The following is a 25,417-nucleotide window of genomic DNA, read 5'->3' as shown; positions in this document are numbered from 1 at the left end:
TCAGCTTTTGCCGGAATGCTGGAAAAGATTTGGAGTTCAAATGGCACGCCGTTATTTCGGAACCGATGGTATCCGCGGACAATCGAACGTCTTTCCGATGACGCCTGATCTGGCGATGCGTGTGGGCATTGCGGTCGGGACGATTTTCCGCCGTGGCCATCATCGCCATCGTGTCGTCATCGGCAAGGATACGCGTCTTTCCGGTTATATGCTGGAAAACGCGCTGGTCGCCGGCTTCACCGCCGCCGGCCTCGATGTCTTTTTGCTAGGCCCCATTCCGACGCCCGCCGTCGCCATGCTGACCCGGTCGCTGCGCGCCGATATCGGCGTGATGATCTCGGCCTCGCACAATCCCTTCTCCGATAACGGCATCAAGCTTTTCGGACCGGATGGTTACAAGCTTTCCGACGAGCTGGAACTGGAGATTGAAGACCTTCTCGATAAGGATATCTATGCGCAGCTTGCCAAGCCGAGCGAGATCGGTCGCGCCAAGCGTGTGGATGGCGACATCTATCGTTATATCGAATTCGTCAAGCGCACCCTGCCGCGTGATGTGACGCTGAGCGGACTGCGGATCGCCATCGACTGCGCCAATGGCGCGGCTTACAAGGTGGCGCCCGCTGCGCTCTGGGAACTCGGCGCGGAAGTCGTCACCATCGGCAATGAGCCGAACGGCATCAATATCAATCTGGAATGCGGCTCCACCCACCCGGAAGCGCTGCAGAAGAAGGTGCATGAAGTACGGGCCGATATCGGCATCGCGCTCGATGGCGATGCGGATCGCGTCATCATCGTTGACGAGCGCGGCGAGATCGTCGATGGCGACCAGCTGATGGCCGTCATCGCCGATAGCTGGGCTGCCGACAACACGCTGCGCGGCGGCGGTATCGTGGCGACCGTCATGTCGAATCTCGGGCTGGAACGCTTCCTGGGCGACAAGGGCCTCACCCTTGCCCGTACCAAGGTGGGCGACCGTTATGTCGTCGAACACATGCGTAACCACAATTTCAACGTCGGCGGCGAGCAGTCCGGCCATATCGTGCTGTCGGATTACGGCACGACGGGCGATGGCCTTGTTGCGGCCTTGCAGGTTCTCGCCAAGGTCAAGCGCTCCGGCCTCACGGTCAGCGAAGTCTGCCGCAAGTTCGAGCCGGTGCCGCAGCTTTTGAAGAATGTCCGTATTTCCGGCGGCAAGCCGCTGGAAAACCCTGTCGTGCAGCAGGCAATTGCGGATGCGGAAAGCGCATTGGCCAATAATGGCCGCCTTGTTATTCGCCCCTCCGGTACGGAGCCGCTGATCCGCGTCATGGCGGAAGGCGACGACAGTGCGAAGGTGGAGCAGATCGTCAACGATCTCGTCGGCGTCATCGCCAATGCCCGCTCGGCGGCGTGAGCCTTCGAGACAGTAACGCCCAAAAAGCCGGCTCTGCAGCCGGCTTTTTCTTTGAGTATTTCCTAATAAATATAGTGAATGATCGTGGTTAATCGGGACTTAACCATTTTACGTCAATCTCCATGACTGAACAGTTCACTGGCATCTGCTGCCGAAACCGCACGTGCCTCTTCTGGAGTGGAAGTCATGAAAAACGCCCTGGCCGGATTTCTGGCCGTCCTGCTGACCGGTACAAGCGCTATCGCTGCCGATCTTTATCAAGCTGAGCCTGCACCGGCCTATGTCGATGCACCCGAGGTTACTGTTACCCAGGCGAGCGGCTGGTATCTGCGCGGCGATGTCGGTTATTCCTTCAACAAGCTGCGCGGCGCCCATTATTATCAGGGCGGCCCCGGCGGCTACCTCGCGGATTTCGATACCGCGACGATCAAGGACAGCTATGTCATCGGTGCCGGTGTCGGTTATCAGTTCAACAACTATTTCCGCAGTGACGTGACCTTCGACTATATGGGTAAGTCGGATTTCCGCGGTTCCACGAGCGGCGGTTGCGGTGTTTCGCCCTCAGGTGGATGCGTCTCTACCGATCTTAGTTCGCTCAGAGCCTATACGCTCATGGCGAACGCCTATGTCGATCTTGGCACCTATGGCCGCGTCACGCCGTATGTCGGCGGTGGTATCGGCGGCTCCTATGTCAAATGGGACAAGCTGCGCAATACCTCGTGCAGCACCAATGGTCTCGGTTGCGACCCGACCACCGAACATGGCGGCAAGGGCAAGTGGCGTTTCGCTTACGCCCTGATGGCTGGTGCCTCCATCGATGTCACCTGTAACCTGAAGGCCGACATCGGCTACCGTTTCCGCCATATCAACAAGGGCGATATGTTCGGGTACGAAAACAATGGCGGTCCGGGCCGTGACAAGGGCCTTTATTCGCATGAAGTGCGCGTCGGCGGCCGTTATGTCTTCAACGGCTGCGATACCGCACAATACATGCCGCCCGCCGATATTCCGCTGCAGCCTGCCGTTTATAAATAAACGTCACGCCAAGCTGGTAGTTTCAAACCGTCCGCATCCTCCGGGTGCGGGCGGTTTTGTTTTACCGGCATCTGACACGGGGCATGACGCATATGGACCAAAATTCTTCTGCGTAGCGACATATTCCGCTTGACTGGGATCGGCCAGAGGAATAGCAACGGCGTCAGGACACCTCTCCCTAACGAGAGGCGCCTATCTGAAAGGGTAGTTAAATGACAGATATCGTGAAGCCGGACGTCCGTCCGGGCAATACGCATTTTTCCTCTGGTCCCTGCTCGAAGCGTCCCGGTTGGTCGCTAGATGCTCTCTCCGATGCGCCGCTCGGTCGCTCGCATCGCGCCAAGGTTGGCAAAGCCAAGCTGAAGCAGGCCATCGATCTCACCCGTGAAGTTTTGAACGTTCCTGCCGATTATCGCATCGGTATCGTTCCCGCATCCGACACCGGCGCCGTTGAAATGGCGCTCTGGTCGCTGCTCGGTGAACGCGGCGTCGATATGCTCGCCTGGGAAAGCTTCGGCGCGGGCTGGGTCACCGACGTCGTCAAGCAGCTGAAGCTGAAGGACGTTCGCAAATTCGAGGCCGATTATGGCCTGCTGCCGAACCTTGCCGAAGTCGATTTCGACCGCGATGTGGTTTTCACCTGGAACGGCACCACCTCCGGCGTTCGCGTTCCCAATGCCGATTTCATCCCGGCTGACCGCAAGGGTCTGACCATCTGCGACGCCACTTCGGCGGCCTTCGCACAGGACATGGATTTTACGAAACTCGACGTCGTCACCTTCTCCTGGCAGAAGGTTCTGGGCGGTGAGGGCGGCCATGGCGTCATCATTCTTTCGCCCCGCGCTGTCGAGCGTCTCCTGAGCTACGCGCCGGCATGGCCTCTGCCGAAAATCTTCCGCATGGTTTCCGGCGGCAAGCTGATCGAAGGCATCTTCACCGGCGAAACCATCAATACGCCGTCCATGCTCTGCGTTGAAGATTACATCGACGCGCTGCTGTGGGCGAAGAATCTCGGCGGCCTCAAGGCGCTGATCGGCCGTGCCGATGCCAATGCCAAGGTCATTTACGACTTCATCGAGAAGAACGACTGGATCGCCAACCTGGCCGTCAAGCCGGAAACCCGCTCCAACACGTCCGTTTGCCTGAAGATCGTCGATCCCGAAGTGCAGGCGCTGGATGCCGCCGCACAGGCCGATTTCGCCAAGGGCGTTGTCGCCCTGCTCGAAAAGGAAAATGTCGCCCTCGATATCGGCGCTTACCGTGACGCCCCGTCCGGCCTGCGCATCTGGGCCGGCGCGACCATCGAGACGACGGATATGGAAGCTGTCATGCCCTGGCTCGCCTGGGCTTACCAGACGCAGAAGGCAGCACTTTCCAAGGCTGCCGCCTGATTTTGATACCGGCCCTGCGCAGATGCAGGGCCGCACATTCCCCGCTTTCAAAACTGCACCGTTTTTCAAGGAGCCCGTGAACCATGGCACCTCGCGTACTCGTATCCGACGAACTGTCGGAAACCGCCGTCCAGATCTTCCGCGATCGTGGCGTCGAAGTCGATTTCCAGCCGAAGCTCGGCAAGGACAAGGACAAGCTTGCCGAAATCATCGGCAACTACGATGGTCTCGCCATCCGCTCCGCCACCAAGGCAACCGAAAAGCTGATCGAGGCTGCGACCAACCTCAAGGTTATCGGCCGCGCCGGCATCGGCGTCGACAATGTCGATATTCCGGCCGCCTCGCGCCGCGGTATCATCGTCATGAACACGCCTTTCGGCAACTCCATCACAACGGCAGAACATGCGATTGCGCTGATGTTCGCAGTTGCCCGCCAGCTTCCGGCAGCCGACAGCTCCACGCAGGCCGGCAAGTGGGAAAAGTCGAAATTCATGGGTGTCGAAATTACCGGCAAGACGCTCGGCGTCATCGGCGCCGGCAATATCGGCTCCATCGTCTGCTCGCGTGCACTCGGTCTCAAGATGCATGTTCTCGCTTATGACCCCTTCCTGTCCCCGGAACGCGCGCAGGAAATGGGCGTCACCAAGGTTGAGCTGGACGAGTTGCTGGCGCAGGCCGATTTCATCACCCTGCACGTGCCGATGACCGACAAGACGCGCGGCATCCTTAATGCCGAAAACCTCGCCAAGACCAAGAAGGGCGTTCGTATCGTCAACTGCGCCCGTGGCGGTCTGGTGGATGAAGCGGCCCTTGCCGATGCCATCAAGTCCGGCCATGTCGCCGGCGCCGGTTTTGACGTGTTCGAAGTCGAGCCCGCCACGGAGAGCCCGCTTTTCGGCCTGCCGAACGTCGTCTGCACGCCGCATCTTGGTGCTTCGACCACGGAAGCACAGGAAAACGTTGCCCTTCAGGTTGCCGAGCAGATGTCGGATTACCTCGTCAAGGGTGCGGTTTCCAACGCCATCAACATGCCGTCCATCACGGCTGAGGAAGCACCGCGCCTGAAGCCCTTCATCCGCCTGGCGGATGTTCTCGGCTCCTTCGTCGGTCAGGTGCAGGAAAGCGCCACCAAGGAAATCGAAATCCTTTATGACGGCGCAACCGCCAGCATGAACACGAAGGCATTGACCAGTGCATTGCTGGCCGGCCTGATCCGCAGCCAGGTTGCGGACGTGAACATGGTTTCGGCCCCGGTCATGATCAAGGAAAAGGGCATCATCCTCTCCGAGGTCAAGCGCGACAAGACCGGCGTTTACGACGGCTACATCAAGCTGACGGTCAAGACGGAAAACCAGATCCGCTCGGTTGCCGGCACGGTGTTCTCGGATGGCAAGCCGCGCTTCATCCAGATCAAGAACATCAACATGGATGCCGATGTCGGATCGCACATGATCTACATCACCAACACCGACGTTCCCGGCATGATCGGCTTCATGGGCACCACGCTCGGCGAGGCTGGCGTTAACATCGCCAACTTCCAGCTCGGCCGTGAAAAGGAAGGCGGCGACGCCATCGCGCTGCTGTATGTCGACGGCCCGGTTTCCGAAACCGTGCTGGACAAGCTGCGCGCCAACCCGGCAATCCGCCAGGTCAAGCCGCTGACCTTCAACGTCGACTGATCTTATCGTTCCTCCCAAGGGGACAATAAGGCCCGGCGCAGGGGAAACCCTGTGCCGGGTTTTTCGTTTTTCCAGTGTCTGTTTCGTCGCAAAATACGGGCGACTATCGCATTGGTTGCATATCACAAAAAATTTAAGCCGAGTGGTCTAAAAATGATGATCATGAGTTGCTATATCGCCTGCTGACATGCCGCTCATGGGAGGGCGGCCAACAGGAGATAACGATGTTTGCTGCCTTTCGGCGCTTCAAGGGTTTGTTCGCAGTCGCCGCGCTTGGTATCGCGGTGTCTTTCGTGGCGGTTGATATGGCAGAAGCGCGTCGCGCCAGCGGCGGTTTCGGCAGCCGCGGCACGCGGACCTATTCCGCTCCGCCTTCGACCAGCACTGCACCCGGCCAGACCGCGCCTATCAACCGCAGCATGACGCCCAACACTAATCAGGCAGCGCCGAGTGCTGCTCAGCCGGCCCGTCCGGGCGCGCAGGCGCCGCAGCAGAATCGCGGCCTGTTCGGCGGCATGATGGGTGGTTTGATGGGCGGCCTGTTGATGGGCGGTCTGTTCGGCATGCTGATGGGCGGCGGTTTTGGCGGTATGGCCGGTTTCTTCGGCATGCTGATGCAGGTACTGCTTATCGGTGGTCTGGTGATGCTCGCCATGCGTTTCTTCGCCTCGCGCCGCAAGGGCCAGCCCGCTTATGGCTCGGCCGGCGGGTCGCAGCGCACGGATCATTCCGGTTCCTCCTATAATGGCGGTTCGCAGGCGGGTTCTGCCGCTTCCTCGTTCAAGATTCCGAAGATCGGCGCGCTGGCCGGCGCTGCGGGCGGTGTGGCCGCCACTGCCGCAACGGCAAAGCCTGCGCCTCATGCCAACGCCATGTCGGAAGGCGATGAAATCGGCATCACCCAGGGCGATCTCGAAACTTTCCAGAAAATGCTGGAAGACGTGCAGGCCGCCTATGCCGCCGAGGATTACGGCACATTGCGCAAGCTGACGACGCCGGAAGCCATGTCTTACCTCGCAGAAGAACTGAGCGACAACGCCACCAGCGGCGTGAAAAACGACGTGCGCGATGTGACGCTGCTACAGGGCGATGTTGCCGAAGCATGGCACGAAGAGGGCCAGGACTATGCAACGGTGGCGATGCGCTACTCCGCCATTGACGTGATGCGCGACCGCACCTCCGGCAAGGTGATCGAAGGCGACGAGCACCAGCCTTCTGAAGCGGTGGAAATGTGGACCTTCGTTCGCCGCCCCGGAAACGACAACTGGCAGGTGGCCGCTATTCAGGCCGCTGCCTGACGAATCGGAGCGTGTTTAACGGATAAAGGCCCGGCGGTTTGGCGACCGCCGGGCCTTTGTTCGTCTCGCTTCCAGAGGGCATGGTCACGCCGAGGCTCGCTCCGCAAAAGGGGCGGAAAGATGCGGTCAAAAAAACGACTGATAAATCTAACGGGTGATATCTCCACCGCTCATCGGCGGTGAATTCCGTTTCGCCCTGCTATGCAACGCTTTGAGCGCTGCCTGTCGCGGCATGTTGCCCGCGCATGGCTCATCCGCTTCACGGAATTGCCTTTTTTTATTCATCCGGCGTTCAGTCCCTGCATCCTAACCAGAATGCATACACGTCAATGTGACTTTTTGTGCCGGTTCTAAACCGCTTTGGAAAGGGAACCTCAGGCGCAAAACAGCGTTGACAATCCAATCCCCGGCCCCTCCCAAGCCGGGCTGGGTGGCTGGGCAATGCAGGCCCTGCGAGAACGGAGAGCTATCGAGATGAAACGCTTTGACCTGATCGACGGGATGCGTGGTTACTTCCTCGTCTTCATGCTGATCAACCATCTGGTGTTTGCCGGCGGCTTCTGGCTGGTGGAAATCAATCACCGGCAGTTTGCCTTTGTCGAGGACGCGCAGGGCTTCGTGTTCCTGTCCGGCCTGCTGATCGGGATGGTCTATGCGCGCAAGATGATGAAATACGGCTATGATGCCGGTAAACAGATGATCTGGAACCGGGCGCTGGAGCTTTATCGTTACGCGATGGGTCTCGTCATCGCCGTGCTGTTCTTCCGCATGGTCATCCCGCATGCACCCTATATCTGGTACAACTGGCTCGGCATGACGTCGTTCGATGATCCGTTGCGACTGGCGGCGATCGCGATATTCCTGTTCCAGCCGACCTTCATGGATATTCTGCCGCAATATATCGTCTACATGATCTTTGCGCCGGTGCTGGTGAAGCTCTGCCTTGATGGCAAGTGGGCCTATGTCATGGCCGGCTCCCTGCTGGTCTGGATGGCCGGTCAGCTCGGCCTGCAGCAGATCGTGACGACCCCCCTCAACGAACTCGTGAAGGGTGCGGACGAGCAGGGCATTCGCGTCAGCTTCAACCTGCTCGGCTGGCAGCTCGTATTCTATTCAGCGCTGGTGATGGGCGCGATGACGGCGCAGAACCGCATTCCGTGGAAGGCGATCTTCTCGCCTGAGCATACGTGGCTGCCGAAAGCGGCGCTCGTCATCTGCCTGTTCTTCATGCCGCTGCGCATCGCCACAGCCTGGGGCCTGATGCCGGAATTCATGATGGGCAAATTCTCCACCATGGAAATCCGTGCCGATTTCGGCCCGGTCTATCTCATCAACTTCCTCGCTGTCGGCGTCGGTCTGACGTGGCTGGTGATCGCAGGTCCGAAGCATCATCGTCCGCTCGTGCGCTCCATCGCCGAGGGCGTCATCTGGGTGCTGTCGCTGAAGTTCCTGCAACTGCTCGGCCGCCATTCGCTGCAGGTCTATGTTTGGCACGTGGCCATCGTTTATGGCGTCTATTATCTGGACGGCCGCACGGCGGAACTGTCGCAGCTCAACAAGACCCTGATCGCCTTCACGGCTATCGGATTGCTGGCCCTGCCAGCCCTGTGGCGGGAGCGCGACAAGTGGTTCGGCAGCAGCGGCCAGAAGGCGGCCGGCGCCTGAGGGCCGGTCCCAGCCCGAATCTGACGGCTTTGCGGGGCGGTTTTCCGCCCCGTACTTGCGTGCGCGGCCATTCCTTTCTATATGCAGCCCTTAAATCCGCAGGATAGCGAAACAGGACGGCCCGATTGACGCCAGGTTTCTCGCGGCGGATGACCGACAGGCGGCGGGGCCTTTACCCCCGTTATGACTGACGATGGGAAAAAACGTGAATACGCTCGATTTTGACAAGAGGCCGGAAGATACCCGGATCGTTGTCGCCATGTCCGGTGGCGTCGATTCTTCGGTGGTGGCCGGTATCCTCAAGCGCGAGGGCTATGATGTCCTCGGCATTACGCTCCAGCTCTATGACCACGGTGCTGCCGTGCACCGCGCGGGCTCCTGTTGCGCGGGGCAGGATATAGACGATGCGCGCCGGGTCTGCGAAACGCTCGGCATTCCCCATTATGTGCTGGATTACGAAGCGCGTTTCCGCGAAACCGTCATCAACCCCTTTGCCGAAGCCTATGCGATGGGTGAAACGCCGATCCCCTGCGTGGCCTGCAACCAGACGGTAAAATTCGCCGATCTGCTCGCCACCGCGCAGGAACTGGGCGCCGATGCGCTGGCGACCGGCCATTATATTCGTTCGCGTCCCAATCCCGTTTCCGGTCAGCCGGGGCGGCGTGCGCTTTATCGGCCGATCGACAGTGACCGTGACCAGAGCTGGTTCCTGTTTGCAACCACGCAGGAACAGATCGATTATCTGCGCTTTCCACTCGGCGGCCTCTCCAAGGCCGAGACGCGCGCTCTGGCGGAAGATATGGGGCTGGTCGTCGCCAAGAAGGCTGACAGCCAGGACATCTGTTTCGTGCCGCAGGGCAAATATACCGATATCATTAACAAGCTGAAGCCGAATGCGGCATTGGCGGGCGATATCGTCCATCTCGACGGGCGTGTGCTCGGCCGCCACGATGGCATCGTGCATTACACGATCGGCCAGCGCCGCGGCATTGGTGTCGCGACCGGGGAGCCGCTTTATGTTGTGCATCTCGATGCACGCGGCCGCCGGGTCATCGTTGGCCCGCGCGAAGCGCTGGAAACCCGCCGGGTCTATCTGCGTGACGTGAACTGGCTGGGTGACGGCGAGTTGGCGAACGATGCCGGGCAGGGCTTTGCCTGTTTCGCCAAGGTGCGCTCCACCCGCCCGCCGACGGAAGCGATGCTGCATGCGGACGAAAACGGTATCTATGTGGACCTGATGACCGGGGAGGCCGGTGTCGCTCCCGGTCAGGCCTGCGTGCTTTATTCCGCACCGGGGGCCGATGCCCGCGTTTACGGCGGCGGTTTCATCGAACGGTCGGAACGCTCGGCGGAAGCCGAGGCGTCGCTGAAGGCGCTTCTGGAAAAGCCGGTTGCCGCCTGAAACCATTCGCTTTTTGCAGCGATGCGGAAAGCGAATTTTTTGCGCATCTTGCGCTTGACACTTTGGGGAGCGGCACCTTATAAGCCGCTCATCCTGATGGAACGGCCGGTCACATGACTGTCACGTTTCCCCTGTGGCGGGGTAGCTCAGGTGGTTAGAGCAGCGGAATCATAATCCGCGTGTCGGGGGTTCAAGTCCCTCTCCCGCTACCACTTTCCTTCATGCGAAAAATCCAAACCGAACGATTATGCGCCCATGTTTCATTGATTTTCCGAGCCGGAGAAACAATGGATCCGAGGGTGCCTGCCGGTAAGTTATGCCCAAAAAAAGGGAAACCCGCTTACTGCCAAAATGCAGCCAGCGGGCCTCAACCTTTACCCCCTCCCACAAGGGCGGCTGCACAAAAGCACATTGAATGAATTATGGCAAGATCAAGGCGACCATATTGTTGCGGTTGATGGCCCTGTTCGCCAGTTTAATGGCGGATGGCAGAGCGTGACCTGTTCCGTGTGCCGTTCGTTAGGGGAGCGATAGGACACGATATTTTCGGTGCAGCGCATTTTCGCGGAATTGGAATAGGTATTTTCGATCCGCTGCGGTCGATAATGTGCTTTGTGCGGTGAAACCCGTTCCTCACGATAAACCGTCATATCGGCGGCAGGCGATATGCCGGGTATCGACAAGGTGGCGACTGCGGCAATCAAGAGAATTCTTCCAGGATGTGCGGACATGGCTCTTCCCCGCGTTGAACAACGCAGGAGAACGTGCTGCGCACATAAGCTGTTCCAGGGACATCGGCAAAAAAATGCCCGCTCATGGCGGGCAATCAGAGGGGAACTGAGGTTAGGAGCCTCGGGTCTGAAACGGACATCTTCGGCATAAGTTCCGCTTGCGGGATAATTTCCGTCGCGCCTTGCCGACAAAGGGGGCTGCGCAGGCCGAGTTTCAAGCCGCACGACACGGAACGATGCGACACGCGCAAACGGCGATACTTTTATGATGATTCTATCTTTAGGGAAATTTGGAGCGGGCGAAGGGATTTGAACCCTCGACCCCAACCTTGGCAAGGTTGTGCTCTACCCCTGAGCTACACCCGCTCAAATCCACCGGTCCGGGGTAGTTCGCTGAACCGTGGGCCGCCAAGCGGCGACGGGCGCTATATCGCTCAATCGATTTTGGAATGCAACAGGGAAATGACAAAAACGCGAAAATTTCTTTGAGAAATGCGACAAGCGGCGGAAATGATTGAGAATTTTTCATCCCGCTGTTTTTTCCTGCGTTGCCAAGCGTCGGTTGCCCGCTTAATCAGGAAACAAGGATAGTGGAATCGGCAGAGGCAGGCGGCAGGATATGGCGGAAAATTCCCGGAAGACGGCATCGGAGCTGTTCGAGTTTCTCGACGGACTCGGCATTTCCCACACCACGAAGCAACATGAACCGGTGTTTACCGTCGCCGAATCCCAGTCGCTGCGCGATCTCATTCCCGGCGGCCATACAAAGAACCTCTTTGTAAAGGACAAGAAGGATCAGTATTTCGTTCTGACCGTTGAGGAAAATGCGGTCGTCGATCTGAAAAGCGTTCACAAGACCATCGGTGCGGCAAGCCGCGTGTCCTTTGGCAGACCGGAAAAGATGCTTGAATATCTGGGCGTCGCGCCGGGCTCGGTAACGGTGTTCGGAGCCATCAACGACACCGACAGGCAGGTCACCTTCGTGCTTGACAGCGGGCTTCTGGAAAACGAGCTGGTCAATGGCCATCCGCTTTCCAACGACCAGACGACAACGATCGCGTCCACGGATCTCATTCGCTTTCTCGAGGCAACCGGACATGCGCCGCTTGTCTTGAAAGTCACCGAGTGAGATACGATCTTTGCTTCAAATAAGACATATGACAGAGGTTACGGGAGACCGGCATGAGCGGCGAAAATAATCCTTACGGCGGTTCCTATAGCGGGCAGATGACCGCAAGCGCCCATCATAATGGCGAGCTGAACGGTGCGGCCTCCGGCCACATCAAGGACACCACGACGGCGGGTTTCTCCAGGGACGTTCTTGAGGAATCGCGTCGCCAGCCGGTTCTGGTGGATTTCTGGGCGCCCTGGTGTGGTCCGTGTAAGCAGCTGACGCCAGTGCTCGAGAAGGTCATCAACGAGGCGAATGGCCGCGTGAAGCTCGTGAAGCTGAATATTGACGACCACCCGTCGATCCCCGGCCAGCTCGGCATCCAGTCCATTCCGGCAATCGTCGCCTTTGCCGACGGCCGGCCGGTGGATGGCTTCATGGGCGCCGTGCCGGAAAGCCAGATCAAGCAGTTCATCGAGAAGATCGCCGGGCCTGACGCGGGCGATCCCAAGGCCGAGATCGAGGCTGTTCTGACGGAAGCGAAGCAGCTTCTGGCGGATGGCGATTTCAACGGCGCGGCGCAGCTTTTCGGCGCCGTCATGCAGGCCGATCCGGAAAATCCGGCAGCGATTGCCGGTATCGCGGAATGCATGATCGCCGCCGGTCAATATGAGCGGGCAAGCGAACTGCTCTCTTCGCTGCCCGCGGAACTCAATGAGGATGCGGGTATTCAGCTCGTTTCGAAAAAGATCGCGCAATATGAGGAAGCCCGCAAGATCGGCGACCCCGTGGCGCTGGAGCGCGAGCTTGCGCTCGATCCCGATCGTCACGAGGCGCGGGTGAAGCTTGCCAAGGTGCTGAATGCTCAAGGGCGGCGCGATGAGGCTGCGGACCATCTGCTTTACGTCATGCGCAAGGACCGGACCTTCGACGATGACGGCGCGCGCCGCCAGCTTCTGGAGTTTTTCGAGGCCTGGGGCTTCAAGGATCCGGCAACCGTTGCCGGCCGCAGGAAGCTTTCGGCGATACTGTTTTCGTAATGCGGGCATATCCCGGCCGTGGCGGTTGATCCGCCGGCCGGGCAGCAGTGAACAGGGGGCTTGATTCCCATGCATGTCGGAAATGCGAGATATGTGAAGAACGACGATCTGCCGGAAACCGTGCCGGTCTTTCCATTGCCGGGCGCGCTGCTTCTACCGGAAGGCCATCTTCCGCTCAATATTTTCGAGCCTCGATATCTCGCCATGATCGACCGAGCGTTAGCCGGCCATCGCATCATCGGCATGGTGCAGCCCGCGCTGCATGTCATCGAGGCGGGGCTTGAGGGCGGTCCGCTGAGCGCGGTTGGCTGCCTCGGCCGCATCACGTCCTTTTCCGAAACCGGCGATGGCCGTTATATCATCTCGCTCACCGGCGTGTGCCGCTTCCGCCTGCTGGAGGAGGTCGCCGCGGGTGAGCCCTATCGAAGTTTCCGGCACGCGCCCTTCATCGCCGATCTTAGCGGCGAATATGACGAGGAAGCCGTGGACCGCGAGAACCTTTTGCGTGTCTTCCGCTCGTTTCTGGATGCCAATCAGCTGGAGGCGGATTGGGAAAGCGTTGAGAGGGCGGGCAATCGCGTTCTCGTCAATTCGCTTTCCATGATGTCGCCTTTCGGGCCCGCCGAAAAACAGGCATTGCTGGAAGCGCCTGATCTGAAGACGAGGGCCGAAACACTGATCGCCATCACCGAGATCGTTCTTGCCCAGGGTTCGGGCGAGGGCGGCACCGTGCTGCAATAGGATCGCTGGCATGGACGACAGGATGAGTAATGTCGATCCCAAGCTGCTGGAGCTTCTGGTCTGCCCTTTGACGAAAGGGCGTCTTGCCTATGACCGCGCCCGCAATGAACTCATCTCCGAGAGCGCGAGGCTTGCTTATCCGATCCGCGACGGCGTGCCGATCATGCTGATTTCGGAAGCGAGAAAAATAGAAGACTAACCTTCCCGCTTGCCCGCCTTCACACATTGCGTGTCGCGAATTGACGAAGATGCGTTGACAACCATGCGTGGATTTGACCAGAGTCCCGCCCGACATGTCTGTTGCGGGGAGAAAACTGATGTCGTTGCGCGCGCTCGTCCGGATTTCGCTGGTTGCGGTCTCAACCGCCCTGTTTTTTCAGCCAGCCATGGCGGCGGAACCCTCCCGCAAGGTCGTTACGACTCAAAATGGCGATTATTTCGGCTTCGATCTCAGGACGGAGCAAAATGTCTCGCTGGAGCAATGCGGCGAGATTTGCGTCGGCGATACCGCCTGCAAGGCCTTTACCTACAATCCCAAGGTGAAATGGTGCTTCCTCAAATCGGATTTCAATCAGCTGAACGCCTTCCCCGGCGCGGTTGCCGGCAAGATCGTGGAAGTGGCCGCGGAAGCCGATATCGGCGCGCCGCAGCGCCTGTCCTTCGTGATCGACAGCCTGCAGCAGGAAGCGCGCCGGCTGAAATCCGGCCTTGCGGCAAATGAGGGTGAGGGCGAACAGGGCCTGGAAGCCCTCGTGGAAACGGCGCGCCAGCAGGCAGCTGCCGGCAATATTCCCGATGCGGTCACGACCTATAAACAGGCCCTTGCGATCACACCTGACGATGGGGCGCTCTGGGCGGAACTGTCGGAAAAGGCCGCGCAGGTCACCGATAATTATTCGATAGCGGGACAAGCCGCTTCCGCTGCCATCAATGCCTATCAGCTCAGCCGCACGGTCAGCGCTCGTACTGAGGCCCTGAACCGGCTGGCGAAGGCTTTTGAGCGAACCCAGAATTATCGCGCGGCACTCAATGCCTATAAGGAAAGCCTTGCGCTTACCGACAATGCGCAGACCAAGGCGGCCTATGCCGATCTGCGCACGCGGCAGGGTTTCCGCGTCATCAACAATACCGTGGATACCGATAGCATCAGCCCGCGCGCCTGCGTGCAGTTTTCCGAGCCGCTGGTGAAGAACGGCGTCGATTACTCCTCCTTCATCACGCTGGATGGGGCAGCGCCCAAGGCCATCGAGGCGAAGGGCAGCGAGATTTGCGTGGAAGGCCTGACCCATGGCCAGCGTTACAAGATCGCGTTTCGCGCCGGCCTGCCGTCTTCGGTGGAAGAGCCTCTGGAAAAGCAGGTCGATCTCGATATATACGTGCGTGACCGTGCCGCCAGCGTGCGCTTCACCGGCGAGAATTTCGTGCTGCCGGGCACGGCGCGCCGCGGCATTCCAATCGTCTCTGTCAATGCCGACAAAGCCGACCTGAAGCTTTATCGCGTCGGCGACCGCAACATCACCTCGCTTCTTTCAAACTCGCAGTTTCTGACGCAGATGGACGGCTACAACGCCGACCGTATCGAAAACGAAATTGGCGAGCTTGTCTGGCAGGGCTCAATCGATATCCAGCCCGATCTCAACAAGGATGTGGTGACGAGCTTCCCGGTGGATGAGGCCCTGCCCGAGCGCAAGCCCGGCATCTATGTGCTGACCGCCGTACCGCCGGGCACCGCGCCGGAAACCTGGGATTCGCGCGCCACGCAATGGTTCCTCGTATCCGATACCGGCATAACCACCTATGCCGGAACCGATGGGCTGAATGTCTTTGTCCGTGCACTTGGCAGCGCCAAGCCGCTGGCAGATGTGGATTTGCAGCTGCTCGCCAAGAATAACGAGGTGCTGGGCACTGCGAAGACCGATGCGGACGGCCGCGCGGTGTTCTCAGCCGGCCTAATGCGCGGCACGGCGGCGCAGGCGCCTGCGATTCTGACGGCGCGCAACGGCGACAACGACTATGTGTTCCTCGACATGACCCGCGCCGGCTTCGATCTTTCGGATCGCGGCGTGACGGGCCGTGCAGCCCCCGGCGCCATCGACGTGTTCAGCTGGACGGAACGCGGCATCTACCGCGCCGGCGAGACCGTGCATGCCGCAGCCCTTGCCCGCGATGTCGACGGCAAGGCAATCGAGGATCTGCCGCTCACTTTCATCTTCTCGCGCCCGGATGGTGTCGAGGACCGGCGTTTCGTCAGCGACGGCAAGGCGCTCGGCGGCCATGCGGTCGATCTGCCGTTGCAGGCAAATGCCATGCGCGGCACCTGGACGCTGCGCATCCATACCGATCCGAAGACGGCTGCCATCAGCGAAAAGAGCTTCCTCGTCGATGATTTCGTGCCTGACCGCACAGAGTTCGACCTCTCGAGCAAGGCAAAACAGATCGACCCTGGCGCGGAAACGGCAATCGATGTCGATGGCCGTTACCTCTATGGCGCGCCCGCAGCCGGCCTGACGCTGGAGGGCGAGGTCGCCATCAAACCGACGCGCACCAGCGCCGATTTCGAAGGTTATTTCTTCGGTCTGGCCGATGAGGAAAGCGAAGAGGAAAACCGCACCACGCTTGCCGATCTGCCGGCGCTGGACGAAGAGGGCAAGGCGAGCTTCAATATCGATCTGACCGATCTTCCCTCCACAACGCAGCTTCTTTCCGCCAACATCACCGTGCGCATGCGCGAGGCCGGCGGCCGCGCCGTGGAGCGCTCCCTGACGCTACCCATCAAGGCTGAAGCGCCGGTCATCGGTATCAAACCGCAATTTTCCGGCGATCTCGCCCAGAATTCCGTTGGCCGTTTCCACATCATCGGCGTCAATGCTGACGGTGCCAAACAGGCGATGAGCGGCCTCAACTGGAAGCTCATCAAGGTCGAGCGGAACTATCAATGGTATCGTCAGGGCAATTCCTGGCGTTACGAGCCGGTGGAATATACCAAGCAGCAGGAAGCCGGCAGCTTGTCCGTCGATGCCAATGGCGGCGAGATTTCCGTGCCTGTCACCTGGGGTCGCTATCGGCTGGAAGTGGAGGGCGCCGGCAATGGCGCGCCTGTCTCCAGCGTTGAGTTCGATGCCGGTTTTTATGTCGAGGCAAGCTCGACGGAAACGCCGGATGCGCTGGAAATCGCTCTCGACAAGCAGAGCTACAAGATCGGCGATAAGGCCAAACTCAAGGTTTCCTCGCGTTTTGCCGGCGAGTTGATGGTGACTTCCGGTTCGGAAAAGCTGATTGCCGTGCAGAATGCCGAGATCGGCGAGGATGGCGGCGAGATCGACATTCCCGTCACCGAGGAATGGGGTGCGGGCGCTTATGTGACAGCCACGCTATTTCGTCCCGGCGACGCGCAGGAAAGCCGTATGCCGATGCGCGCCATCGGCATCAAATGGCTCGCCGTCGATCCGGCCGAGCGCAAACTTGCCGTCACGCTTGGCGCGCCGCAGAAAACGCTGCCGCGCCAGCCGCTTGAAATTCCGATCACCGTCGCCGGTGCCGGCGTGGGCGAAAAGGCCTATGTCATCGTTGCGGCAGTCGATGTCGGCATATTGAACCTTACCCGCTATGAGCCGCCAAAGCCGGATGAATGGTATTTCGGCCAGCGTCGGCTGGGGCTGGAAATCCGCGACCTCTATGGCCGCCTGATCGACGGTTCGCTCGGCGCCACCGGCCGGTTGCGCACTGGTGGTGACGGCGGGCAGGCAGCCCTTCAGGGCAGCCCACCCACGGAAAAGCTCGTGGCCTTCTTTGCCGGTCCGGTCGAACTCGACGCAGACGGCAAGGCGACGGTGAGCTTCGATATTCCGCAGTTCAACGGCACGGCCCGTATCATGGCGGTGGCCTGGACGAAGACAGGCGTGGGACATGCCGTCTCCGACGCCATCATTCGCGATCCTGTCGTGGTCACGGCCAGCGCGCCGAAATTCCTCGCTCCCGGCGATGTCTCGCAATTGCGGCTCGATATCGCCAATACCGATGGCGAGCCCGGCGATTACCGGCTGGATGTGACCAGCAATACGGCCTTGACGGTCGATCAGGGTGAGATGTCGCAAACTCTCGCGCTTCAGAAAGGCGGCAAGTCTTCGCTGACGGTCCCGCTTACGGGCGAACAGCCCGGCAATGGCGCGATCACCATCAAGGTTTCCAATGCCGCCGGTCTTTCACTGGAGCAGGTTCTGAACGTTCCGGTGCGTCCGGCCGTTCTGCCCGTCACAACGCGGCGCGAAATCAAGATCGCGCCCAATAGCAGCCTGACGATCAATGGCGATCTTCTGGCCGACAGCATGCTGCTCGGCTCTTCCGTCGCGGTCAATGTCACGCGCTCGCCCGCCTTCGATATTCCGGCGCTGGTGATGATGCTGGACAAATATCCTTACGGCTGCGCCGAACAAACGACGAGCCGCGCTTTGCCGCTGCTTTACGTTTCGGAACTGACAAAGGATAGCGGCCTTGCAGAAGACCCCGATACCCGCAAGCGCGTGCAGGAGGCGATCTACCGCGTGCTGTCCTTCCAGTCGAGTTCGGGCAGCTTCGGCCTCTGGTCGCCGGGTTACGGCGATCTGTGGCTCGACGCCTATATCAGCGACTTCCTGACAAGGGCGCGTGAGCAGAATTACGATGTGCCCGAAGCCGCCATGGTGCAGGCGCTGAACAACCTGCAAAACGGTCTTTCCTATGACAGCAATGTCAAGGATCGCGGCAACGAGATCGCCTATTCGCTTTATGTGCTGGCGCGCAACCGCAAGGCGGCGATCAACGATCTGCGTTATTACGCCGATACGGCGCTTGCCGATTTCGCCACACCGCTTGCCAAGGCGCAGGTTGCCGCTGCCCTTTCGCTTTATGGCGACCAGACCCGTTTGAAGAGTGTGTTCGGCGCTTCGCTCGATATGGCAAGCCGTGCAACCAATGTCAGCTTCGCCCGCGCCGATTATGGCTCGGCCCTGCGTGATGGTGCTGCAACGCTTGCGCTTGCGGCCGAAAGCCGTCCGGTTCCGGCCGTCGTGCCGCAGCTTGCCGGTGCGGTGGCGAAGGAATGGGAAAAGAAGCCCTATACCAGCACCCAGGAACAGGCATGGATGCTGCTGGCCGCCCGCGCCGTGAAAGGCGAGGACAAGGATATCCGTCTCGATGTGAACGGCGATCTGCAGACCGGCGGCTTCGGCAAGCGGATGAGCGGCGATGAATTGCTGGCCGCACCCTTGAAGATCGCCAATGCCTCGGCCGATCCGGTCACGGCCGTCGTCACCACGGTGGCGCCGCCGGCGCAGCCGCTTGCCGCCGGCGGTGAAGGCTTCACCATCACCCGCACCTATTATTCCATGGATGGCGAGGAGGTGAATCCGAGCGAGGTGGTCCAGAACGAACGTTATGTCGTGGTGCTGAATGTGGTGCCGCAGAATAACTGGCAGTCGCGCATTCTGGTGACCGACCTGCTGCCCTCCGGTTTCGAAATCGACAATCCGAGCCTTGTCAATTCGGCTGAGCTTTCGAATTTCGACTGGCTGCCGGAAACGGAAGCGGCGCATACGGAATTCCGCTACGACCGTTTCGTGGCGGCCTTCGACCGCTCGGCCGGCGACAGTTCGGAAATTGCCCTTGCCTATGTGGTCCGCGCCGTTACCCCCGGCACCTACGATCATCCGGCAGCTTCGGTTGAGGATATGTACCGGCCACAATTTGCCGCCCGCACGGCAACCGGCCGCATGGAGGTGCGCTCGGCAAACCCATGAGGCGGAAGAAGGCGATCATTGTCGGCATGATGACGGCCGCGTTGCTTATGGGCGGCGCGGCCTTCGGTCTCGATGCGCTGGACAAGGCCTATCCGCCGCCGCTGGACGCTGCGCAGCAACGATCCTTCGAGGTTCTGGACCGTGACGGCAAGCTGTTGCGCGCTTTTGCGACAGCCGATGGCCGCTGGCGGCTGAAAACCTCGGCCGCCGAAGTCGACCCACAGTTCCTGCGCATGCTGGTGGCCTATGAAGACCAGCGTTTCTATGAGCATCACGGCGTCGATACCTGGGCGCTTTTGCGCTCCGCCTGGCAATTGGCCAGCAACGGCCGGATCGTTTCCGGCGCATCGACGCTTTCCATGCAGGTGGCGCGGCTGATCGAGCCGCGCGCCGACCGGTCGTTTTCGGCGAAATTCCTGCAGGCCGCGCGCGCGCTCCAGATCGAGAGAAGGCTCAGCAAGGCGGAAATCCTCGATCTCTATCTGAATATCGCGCCCTATGGCGGCAATCTCGAAGGCATTCGCGCCGCAAGCCTCGCCTGGTTCGGCAAGGAGCCGGGCAGGCTCGATACGGCGGAGGCAGCCCTTTTGGTGGCGCTGCCGCAATTGCCGGAAAAGCGACGCCCGGATCGCTTTCCGGAGGCGGCGAAGCAGGCGCGCGAGCGGGTGCTGCAACGGCTTGCCGTGGAACGCGTGGTGGGTGAGGGGGAAGCGGAACGGTCGGCGCTTGCGAATGTGCCCACCAACCGGCGGGACCTGCCGGCCTATGCGCCACATATGGCCGTCGCCGCACGGGTGAAATTCCCGGATACTGCCGAGGTGCGTTCCACGCTGAAGCTGCCGATCCAGCGGGAGCTGGAGGGTGTCGCCCGCCATGCGGCGGAAAAGCTCGGCGACAGGGTCTCCGTCGCCATCGTCATGGCCGATGCGCAAAGCGGCGATATTCTGGCGGAAGTGGGTTCGGCGGATTATCTCGATACGGCAAGACGCGGTTTCGTGGAGATGAGCCGGGCCGTTCGCTCGCCGGGCTCCACCCTCAAGCCATTCATCTACGGCCTTGCCTTCGAAGACGGTCTTGTCGGGCAGGAAACCATCATAGAGGATCGCCCGGCCGACTTTTCCGGTTACAGGCCGCGCAATTTCGACATGCATTATCAGGGCGATGTCAGCATCCGGCAGGCGCTGCAACTGTCGCTCAACGTGCCTGCCGTCAAGCTGCTCGATGCCGTCAGCCCCTCGGCGCTGATGGTGCGGTTCCGCCGGGTGGGCGTCAAACTCGTTCTTCCCGCCAATGAAGCGCCCGGGCTTGCCATCGCCCTTGGCGGCACGGGTGTTTCGCTGGTCGATCTGGTGCAGCTCTATGCGGGGCTTGCCGGCGGCGGCGATCCCGTGCGGCTTGGAGACGGCGTCCGCTCCGCCCCGGAACGGCTGGAGGGGGACCGGTTATTCTCCGATGCCGCTATCTGGAATGTCTCCGACATCCTCTCCGGCGTGCTGCCGCCGCTCGGCATGAAACAGCGCGGCATCGCCTACAAGACCGGCACCAGCTATGGCTATCGCGATGCCTGGTCGGTGGGGTATGACGGGCGGCATGTGGTGGGCGTCTGGGTCGGCCGGGCCGACAATGGCGCGGTGCCGGGCATTGCCGGTTATGCGACGGCCGCCCCGATCCTGTTCGAGGCTTTCGAAAAATCCGGCATGGCGATCACGCCGATGCCGGCCGCACCTTCGGGTGTCGCGCGGGTCGCGGTCAATGACCTCCCCGCCAACCAGCGGCGTTTTACCACGACGGCCAGCGGCCTGCTTTCTGCTTCAAGACGTGAAAGCGCCCCGCGCATCGTTTACCCGCCGGAGGGCGCGCGCGTGGAGCTTTCCGGCCAGTCGGGCATCTCGCCGCTGGTATTGAAGCTGCAGGGCGGGCGGGCACCCTTCCGCTGGCTCGCCAATGGTTTGCCTTTGCCGAACGCTTCCCATCGCCGCAACAGCGAATGGCGGCCGGAAGGCCAGGGGTTTTCCACACTGACGGTTATCGACGCCGACGGCCGCGCCTCGAGCGTGCGGGTTTTCGTCGAATAGCAGGGATGTCCAACTCCACGAGGGGTTGCCCCGGGCTTGCGCCTCGAGCGTCTCGTCAGTTCTTTTTCGCCGTCTTGCCAAAGATATGCAGCAAGCGATTGTACAAGATTGACGACGAAGCTCTATTACGCCACATCGAGTGAATGGCGGTGGATCCGCTCCTGAAGCGAAGCCACAACGGCTTGTAGAAATTCCCGGCGCCTGGGATTGGTCGTTGCCGTCAGTGTCACCTGTAGCCGGCTTGTGATGTTGTTCAGAAAGCCAACGTGATTAAAACTATCGGCGGCGATATTGATCTCCACCTCGTCCATGTAATGCGCCAGATGCGGTTCCAATACGAGATTTGCATCCGTCTGGTAGCAGGCAGCCATCTGTTCTCCAAGCGTGGACATCTGCACATATGGACCATATTCGTCGATCATCAAATCTCCTTCCTCTAGCGCAACTAATTTTGACAGGCGCTTCATCATCACAGATAGGAAATAGGAAGCAATTGCCCGCTTTCAACGTTCCCTTTTGAAGCTTTTAATTTCTCGTGTTCGTGAAGGATGTCACTAAGACTCCGGTCGAAGTAGAGACCTGCCAAACGGCTATCAGCCGCGCTGGGCCGCGCTCAAACTATAACATTGTTTTTGCTGCGTTTTGCAGGAAATTGGCGTCCACGAGAAACGCCAATCCTGTTTTGAGATATCGAATTACTCAATAAAATCAATTATTTCTGTCGGGCTGTCAATAGCCGTAATGTAGCAGTCCGTCATTTTTCTTGTAGCATTTTTTGATGCAGCACTGACTGAAGATTGTAGTCGCTCGGTGCGGTGAAATCCAGAAATCCGTAATTTTCTAAATACTCCTGAATTCAAAAACAGGAGATTTACTAATGGATTTAAACAATTACTTTGATGAACTTAACAGCAAGAAGCACGGTTTCAGCAAGTCTGAAGATTTCGAGAAATATTCCCTCTATCGTTGCTACATCAATATCCTTGCTCGTTGCCGCAATGAAAACCACCCGCGCTATGCCGATTATGGTGGAAGAGGCATTCTCTGTCATTTTGAGAGTTTTGAAGCGTTCGCCCGGGAAGTCGGTCTTCGTCCGTCCTCCGGTCACTCCATCGAGCGTATCGACAACGAGCGCGGATACGAACCCGGCAATGTTCGTTGGGCAACTGACGCGGAACAGTCTCGTAATCGCCGTGCACCACGTCCTTACAAGAAGCGGACGAAGCCAACGGTAAGAAAGCCTACCCTTCACTAAGCGGGAAAATCGGGGGTGTTCCTGTTCGTCTACATAATGGATGAACAACAAAACATCCCCAAAAGCTCTTCAGATCATCAAGGCGGCTGAAGGCTGTAAACTCAAAGCCTATCTCTGTCCCGCAAACATTCCGACCATCGGATACGGACATACCAAGACAGTCACTTTGGCTGATGTGAAGCGCGGGAAGCCAATCACCCAAAACGAAGCTGATCGACTGCTTGCCCTTGATTTAGCTGAATTTGAGAAAGGCGTGGCAAGGCTGGTCAAAGTGCCAATGACGGACAACCAGTTCGGCGCGCTCGTATCGTTCGCGTTCAATCTCGGGCTTGGAGCCTTATCAAGCTCACCCCTTCTCAAGAAGATCAACGGAAAAGCGCCGATTACAGAGATCGGGAAGTCGTGGCTTCAATGGGACAAGGCAAGGGTGAAAGGTGTTCTCACACCCTTGCGCGGTTTGACCATTCGAAGGAAGGCAGAATTTGACCTGTTCAAATCAGGCTAACTCTAATCGTCATTCGCAATCAGAACTTCATGTTCAGCAACTCAGGAAAATTATAGTACCGCAAGCGCTTGTCACGGCAGCGGTAGTCATTCTTTGAGGAGTCCACGCCCAAATTCTTGTACACGGCTACGCCAATATACGACCAATCGGGATTGGAACGTTCTGCTGTACGTGTGCAAAAAGCGTAAATCTGCTTTTTAGGATCGAGCAGCACTACACTCGAAATCTCGGCTTTCGTAAAATCACCGGCTTTGATAGTTCCGCGCATGGCTTCCAGATAGTCACGTTTAATCAGTCTGGACGGTGGACGTTGCGAATCCAAAACAGATTGTGGCGCTGGAGTTTGGCAACCAGCCAATGCCATCGCCGCTGCACAGAGTAGTAAAGTCGTCTTCATTCAATTCCCCCAAAAGGTAAGGCTGAGTTCGGTCTTTTTCGAAACGACTAAATCTTACCATTCTTTTTGATCACTTCAGCAGCATTGAATGCGCCCTTGGCTCCAGCTTCGTTCGCATGGAACATCACCACCGTTACGCCGATCTGTGCTGTCGGCGCATACATCGGCGTGCTGAAGGAGTTCGCACTGTACGTGCCGTAAGCGGTATTGCCGTAGACGTTCGCAGAAGCATTGCCATACGTATTCGTATTCATTCCAACGAAACGAGACCCCTGCGCAGTGGCGACCTGATCAAGCCTGAAATGGGTGTATCCGCGTTTTACAGTGGCTTCAGCCGCCTTTTTCATGGTGATGGCACCGGCAGCACTCGTGAAAATCAAACCACTCGCATTCGTGTCCAATCGCACCGCATTTGGTGCGAGCGGCATTTCACTCGTGGTCGCACAGCTTGAGAGCATCGCGCAAAGCACGACGCCAGCAACAAAAATCTTCTTCATAGTTCCCCCAAGTAATAGACGAAGCCACAGTATTTGCTTCGCGGGCAAACGCAATTGAATCGGAAGATCGACCACAACTTTAATTATCAAGACGGTTATTTTCAGAGAATTCGCATGTAGACGTTGACGCCGATATTTCGCACGCGTGTTTCGTCGCCACCAGTCGCATTGGTCGTGAAGACGTGCGCGTGTTGACCTCCGCCCAGAGTGCGACGACCGCCAATGTTCTGGTTGTAATAACCGTCCTGCACGCCGGGTACTTTATTGCCTCCCGGGTCGTTCGACCACAGCGACGAAGGCAGTTCGTGCTCGTGCCATCCCGATTCCGCAGTCGTTCCCGTATGTACGTGCGATACGATTTGACCGTCCTGTAGAGTGCCGGGAGAACCGGGACGAAGCGAACGTCTTTCCGTATTGATGAGATTTATAATCTGACCATGAAAAGGCGAACTGGGCAGATTGATGCGCCCAGTGGACGTAATATTGGGAGCAGTGCCAGTCAATGTCTCATCAATGATCATCGTGCCATTATATGCGGATGCACCAGCCGATAGCAGGATGTACTTATATGCCTTGTTTGTGGAAGGCGGCACAAATCCTGACACGCCCATATTAGCATAAATCAATGTACCAAGAGGCTGACAAGCCCACGGATCGGAGAAGCGGTCGATAATCGCTTGTAGACCGGTATCGACATAGGCAGTCGTTGATACTTGAGTCGAATTATTACCTTGTGCCGCCGTTGGTGCGGTTGGCGATCCGGTTAATGCAGGTGAAACCAAATTCGCTTTCAAATCCAATGCTGTTTGGACAGGTGTGGAAACGGGAAGAGCGGCGGGAGCATATCCGCCAACAGTGGTAGCGTTTCCATTGATATTGATTGGGAACGTGTCACCGAAATCCGTGCTATCCGCTTGCATAAGAAGCCTGTTGCCAGAACTCATGCCCAGAGAAATCTTGGCGCTTCCTTGATTAGTGCCGCCACCCTGTTCAACCGGCGTGAAGGCGAGACTTACCAACTCAAAAGCCGTGCCGTTGTAGACAACTTCGACCATGCGCCCGGACACAATTTGACCAGCGATCAAGGGAGAACCGTCAACACCAGATACTATTGCCTTTGTTCCAAGTTGGTTGATGTTCAAAGTCGCTGCGCCAGTGTTCGTCGCATGCGCCCAAAAGCGATAGACAATGCCTTTCGAATATCCGGCTGGTGTCGCCTCAAATGTGAGAACATAGGCGTTGCCGGTTCCCGAAGAGGTGTAAACAGGATTTGCTTGATTATAAAAACGCTTCAACGATCCACGAATTGAGCGGATAATTGGAGCAACGGCAGAAGGGCTATATCCGCCTTGTACGCCGTTCGGGGAAGGCTGAGTGTTGTCGGCATCAAGCTCTTTCCAATCGGGAGAAATTAAATCTGTCATGAGC

At 58.7% G+C, this 25,417-nt stretch carries 20 protein-coding genes and 2 tRNA genes; 16 read left to right on the top strand and 6 right to left on the bottom strand.

Annotation, left to right across the window (positions count from 1 at the left end):
* Positions 1-40 precede the first annotated feature (40 nt).
* The 8 genes from glmM to BTE54_RS07635 all read left to right on the top strand — a co-directional run bounded on the left by glmM (position 41) and on the right by BTE54_RS07635 (position 10,075).
* Positions 41-1,393 (top strand): phosphoglucosamine mutase, encoded by a 1,353-nt coding sequence (glmM, locus tag BTE54_RS07670; protein WP_003523248.1) that lies wholly within the window; start codon positions 41-43, stop codon positions 1,391-1,393.
* Positions 1,394-1,579: 186 nt separating this feature from the next.
* Positions 1,580-2,428 (top strand): outer membrane protein, encoded by an 849-nt coding sequence (locus tag BTE54_RS07665; protein WP_065656474.1) that lies wholly within the window; start codon positions 1,580-1,582, stop codon positions 2,426-2,428.
* A 212-nt stretch (positions 2,429-2,640) separates the two neighbouring features.
* Positions 2,641-3,819: a phosphoserine transaminase gene (locus BTE54_RS07660; protein WP_078052019.1), complete on the top strand. Its 1,179-nt coding sequence runs from the start codon at positions 2,641-2,643 to the stop codon at positions 3,817-3,819.
* An 83-nt stretch (positions 3,820-3,902) separates the two neighbouring features.
* Positions 3,903-5,498 carry a phosphoglycerate dehydrogenase gene (gene serA, locus BTE54_RS07655; RefSeq protein ID WP_078052018.1) on the top strand — a complete coding sequence of 532 codons (1,596 nt, stop codon included), beginning with the start codon at positions 3,903-3,905 and terminating at the stop codon, positions 5,496-5,498.
* Positions 5,499-5,722: 224 nt separating this feature from the next.
* Positions 5,723-6,796, top strand: coding sequence for a Tim44 domain-containing protein (locus BTE54_RS24625; RefSeq protein WP_125144934.1), 1,074 nt, complete (start codon positions 5,723-5,725; stop codon positions 6,794-6,796).
* A gap of 474 nt (positions 6,797-7,270) precedes the next feature.
* A complete protein-coding gene (opgC, locus tag BTE54_RS07645; protein ID WP_078052017.1) occupies positions 7,271-8,461 on the top strand; it encodes an OpgC domain-containing protein in 1,191 nt (396 codons plus the stop codon).
* Positions 8,462-8,666: 205 nt separating this feature from the next.
* Positions 8,667-9,863 (top strand): tRNA 2-thiouridine(34) synthase MnmA, encoded by a 1,197-nt coding sequence (gene mnmA / locus BTE54_RS07640; RefSeq protein WP_078052016.1) that lies wholly within the window; start codon positions 8,667-8,669, stop codon positions 9,861-9,863.
* 135 nt (positions 9,864-9,998) lie between these two features.
* A tRNA-Met gene (locus tag BTE54_RS07635) sits at positions 9,999-10,075 on the top strand.
* 219 nt (positions 10,076-10,294) lie between these two features.
* Here the strand turns inward: BTE54_RS07635 and BTE54_RS24620 are convergent.
* Both BTE54_RS24620 and BTE54_RS07630 read right to left on the bottom strand, forming a co-directional pair.
* A complete protein-coding gene (locus BTE54_RS24620; RefSeq protein ID WP_143240702.1) occupies positions 10,295-10,594 on the bottom strand; it encodes a hypothetical protein in 300 nt (99 codons plus the stop codon).
* A gap of 291 nt (positions 10,595-10,885) precedes the next feature.
* Positions 10,886-10,960, bottom strand: a tRNA-Gly gene (locus tag BTE54_RS07630).
* A 253-nt stretch (positions 10,961-11,213) separates the two neighbouring features.
* Between BTE54_RS07630 and BTE54_RS07625 the strand changes: the two genes are divergently transcribed.
* The 6 genes from BTE54_RS07625 to pbpC all read left to right on the top strand — a co-directional run bounded on the left by BTE54_RS07625 (position 11,214) and on the right by pbpC (position 21,335).
* On the top strand, positions 11,214-11,723 hold the full coding sequence (locus BTE54_RS07625) for a prolyl-tRNA synthetase associated domain-containing protein (RefSeq protein ID WP_078052015.1): 510 nt from the start codon (positions 11,214-11,216) through the stop codon (positions 11,721-11,723).
* Positions 11,724-11,776: 53 nt separating this feature from the next.
* On the top strand, positions 11,777-12,745 hold the full coding sequence (gene trxA / locus BTE54_RS07620; protein ID WP_035261692.1) for a thioredoxin: 969 nt from the start codon (positions 11,777-11,779) through the stop codon (positions 12,743-12,745).
* Positions 12,746-12,814: 69 nt separating this feature from the next.
* A complete protein-coding gene (locus BTE54_RS07615; RefSeq protein WP_065656418.1) occupies positions 12,815-13,486 on the top strand; it encodes an LON peptidase substrate-binding domain-containing protein in 672 nt (223 codons plus the stop codon).
* Positions 13,487-13,496: 10 nt separating this feature from the next.
* Entirely contained in the window at positions 13,497-13,685 is a 189-nt protein-coding gene (locus BTE54_RS07610; protein ID WP_003523265.1) for a Trm112 family protein, read from the top strand.
* A 118-nt stretch (positions 13,686-13,803) separates the two neighbouring features.
* On the top strand, positions 13,804-19,260 hold the full coding sequence (locus tag BTE54_RS07605; protein ID WP_078052014.1) for an alpha-2-macroglobulin family protein: 5,457 nt from the start codon (positions 13,804-13,806) through the stop codon (positions 19,258-19,260).
* On the top strand, positions 19,257-21,335 hold the full coding sequence (gene pbpC / locus BTE54_RS07600) for a penicillin-binding protein 1C (protein ID WP_198939102.1): 2,079 nt from the start codon (positions 19,257-19,259) through the stop codon (positions 21,333-21,335). Before BTE54_RS07605 ends, pbpC begins: the two co-directional genes overlap by 4 nt.
* A gap of 125 nt (positions 21,336-21,460) precedes the next feature.
* On the opposite strand, the gene BTE54_RS07595 is transcribed toward pbpC, so the two are convergent.
* The gene (locus BTE54_RS07595; protein ID WP_078052013.1) at positions 21,461-21,757 is read right to left on the bottom strand and encodes a hypothetical protein; all 297 of its coding nucleotides are present in this window, start codon (positions 21,755-21,757) and stop codon (positions 21,461-21,463) included.
* A 455-nt stretch (positions 21,758-22,212) separates the two neighbouring features.
* Here BTE54_RS07595 and BTE54_RS24615 point away from each other — a divergent pair, with 455 nt between their 5' ends.
* Positions 22,213-22,590: a hypothetical protein gene (locus BTE54_RS24615; protein ID WP_143240701.1), complete on the top strand. Its 378-nt coding sequence runs from the start codon at positions 22,213-22,215 to the stop codon at positions 22,588-22,590.
* 40 nt (positions 22,591-22,630) lie between these two features.
* Positions 22,631-23,095: a lysozyme gene (locus BTE54_RS07590; RefSeq protein WP_078052012.1), complete on the top strand. Its 465-nt coding sequence runs from the start codon at positions 22,631-22,633 to the stop codon at positions 23,093-23,095.
* Between the two features lie 19 nt (positions 23,096-23,114).
* On the opposite strand, the gene BTE54_RS07585 is transcribed toward BTE54_RS07590, so the two are convergent.
* From BTE54_RS07585 to BTE54_RS24610, 3 genes are all read right to left on the bottom strand, one after another.
* Entirely contained in the window at positions 23,115-23,492 is a 378-nt protein-coding gene (locus BTE54_RS07585) for a hypothetical protein (RefSeq protein WP_078052011.1), read from the bottom strand.
* A gap of 47 nt (positions 23,493-23,539) precedes the next feature.
* Positions 23,540-23,989 (bottom strand): hypothetical protein, encoded by a 450-nt coding sequence (locus BTE54_RS07580; protein ID WP_078052212.1) that lies wholly within the window; start codon positions 23,987-23,989, stop codon positions 23,540-23,542.
* 101 nt (positions 23,990-24,090) lie between these two features.
* Positions 24,091-25,413: a hypothetical protein gene (locus tag BTE54_RS24610; protein ID WP_143240700.1), complete on the bottom strand. Its 1,323-nt coding sequence runs from the start codon at positions 25,411-25,413 to the stop codon at positions 24,091-24,093.
* Positions 25,414-25,417 lie beyond the last annotated feature (4 nt).

This window comes from Agrobacterium sp. YIC 4121, assembly GCF_002008205.1.
Classification (GTDB): Bacteria; Pseudomonadota; Alphaproteobacteria; order Rhizobiales; family Rhizobiaceae; genus Agrobacterium; species Agrobacterium leguminum.
The sequence above is the reverse complement of the archived record's forward strand: the minus strand, read 5'-3'. Positions and strand labels throughout refer to the sequence as shown.

Coding starts and splice junctions, on each gene's coding strand:
- glmM (WP_003523248.1), top strand. CDS start 41: ATGGCACGCCGTTATTTCGGAACCGATGGTATCCGCGGACAATCGAAC.
- BTE54_RS07665 (WP_065656474.1), top strand. CDS start 1,580: ATGAAAAACGCCCTGGCCGGATTTCTGGCCGTCCTGCTGACCGGTACA.
- BTE54_RS07660 (WP_078052019.1), top strand. CDS start 2,641: ATGACAGATATCGTGAAGCCGGACGTCCGTCCGGGCAATACGCATTTT.
- serA (WP_078052018.1), top strand. CDS start 3,903: ATGGCACCTCGCGTACTCGTATCCGACGAACTGTCGGAAACCGCCGTC.
- BTE54_RS24625 (WP_125144934.1), top strand. CDS start 5,723: ATGTTTGCTGCCTTTCGGCGCTTCAAGGGTTTGTTCGCAGTCGCCGCG.
- opgC (WP_078052017.1), top strand. CDS start 7,271: ATGAAACGCTTTGACCTGATCGACGGGATGCGTGGTTACTTCCTCGTC.
- BTE54_RS24620 (WP_143240702.1), bottom strand. CDS start 10,594: ATGTCCGCACATCCTGGAAGAATTCTCTTGATTGCCGCAGTCGCCACC.
- BTE54_RS07625 (WP_078052015.1), top strand. CDS start 11,214: ATGGCGGAAAATTCCCGGAAGACGGCATCGGAGCTGTTCGAGTTTCTC.
- trxA (WP_035261692.1), top strand. CDS start 11,777: ATGAGCGGCGAAAATAATCCTTACGGCGGTTCCTATAGCGGGCAGATG.
- BTE54_RS07615 (WP_065656418.1), top strand. CDS start 12,815: ATGCATGTCGGAAATGCGAGATATGTGAAGAACGACGATCTGCCGGAA.
- BTE54_RS07610 (WP_003523265.1), top strand. CDS start 13,497: ATGGACGACAGGATGAGTAATGTCGATCCCAAGCTGCTGGAGCTTCTG.
- BTE54_RS07605 (WP_078052014.1), top strand. CDS start 13,804: ATGTCGTTGCGCGCGCTCGTCCGGATTTCGCTGGTTGCGGTCTCAACC.
- pbpC (WP_198939102.1), top strand. CDS start 19,257: ATGAGGCGGAAGAAGGCGATCATTGTCGGCATGATGACGGCCGCGTTG.
- BTE54_RS07595 (WP_078052013.1), bottom strand. CDS start 21,757: ATGATCGACGAATATGGTCCATATGTGCAGATGTCCACGCTTGGAGAA.
- BTE54_RS24615 (WP_143240701.1), top strand. CDS start 22,213: ATGGATTTAAACAATTACTTTGATGAACTTAACAGCAAGAAGCACGGT.
- BTE54_RS07590 (WP_078052012.1), top strand. CDS start 22,631: ATGAACAACAAAACATCCCCAAAAGCTCTTCAGATCATCAAGGCGGCT.
- BTE54_RS07585 (WP_078052011.1), bottom strand. CDS start 23,492: ATGAAGACGACTTTACTACTCTGTGCAGCGGCGATGGCATTGGCTGGT.
- BTE54_RS07580 (WP_078052212.1), bottom strand. CDS start 23,989: ATGAAGAAGATTTTTGTTGCTGGCGTCGTGCTTTGCGCGATGCTCTCA.
- BTE54_RS24610 (WP_143240700.1), bottom strand. CDS start 25,413: ATGACAGATTTAATTTCTCCCGATTGGAAAGAGCTTGATGCCGACAAC.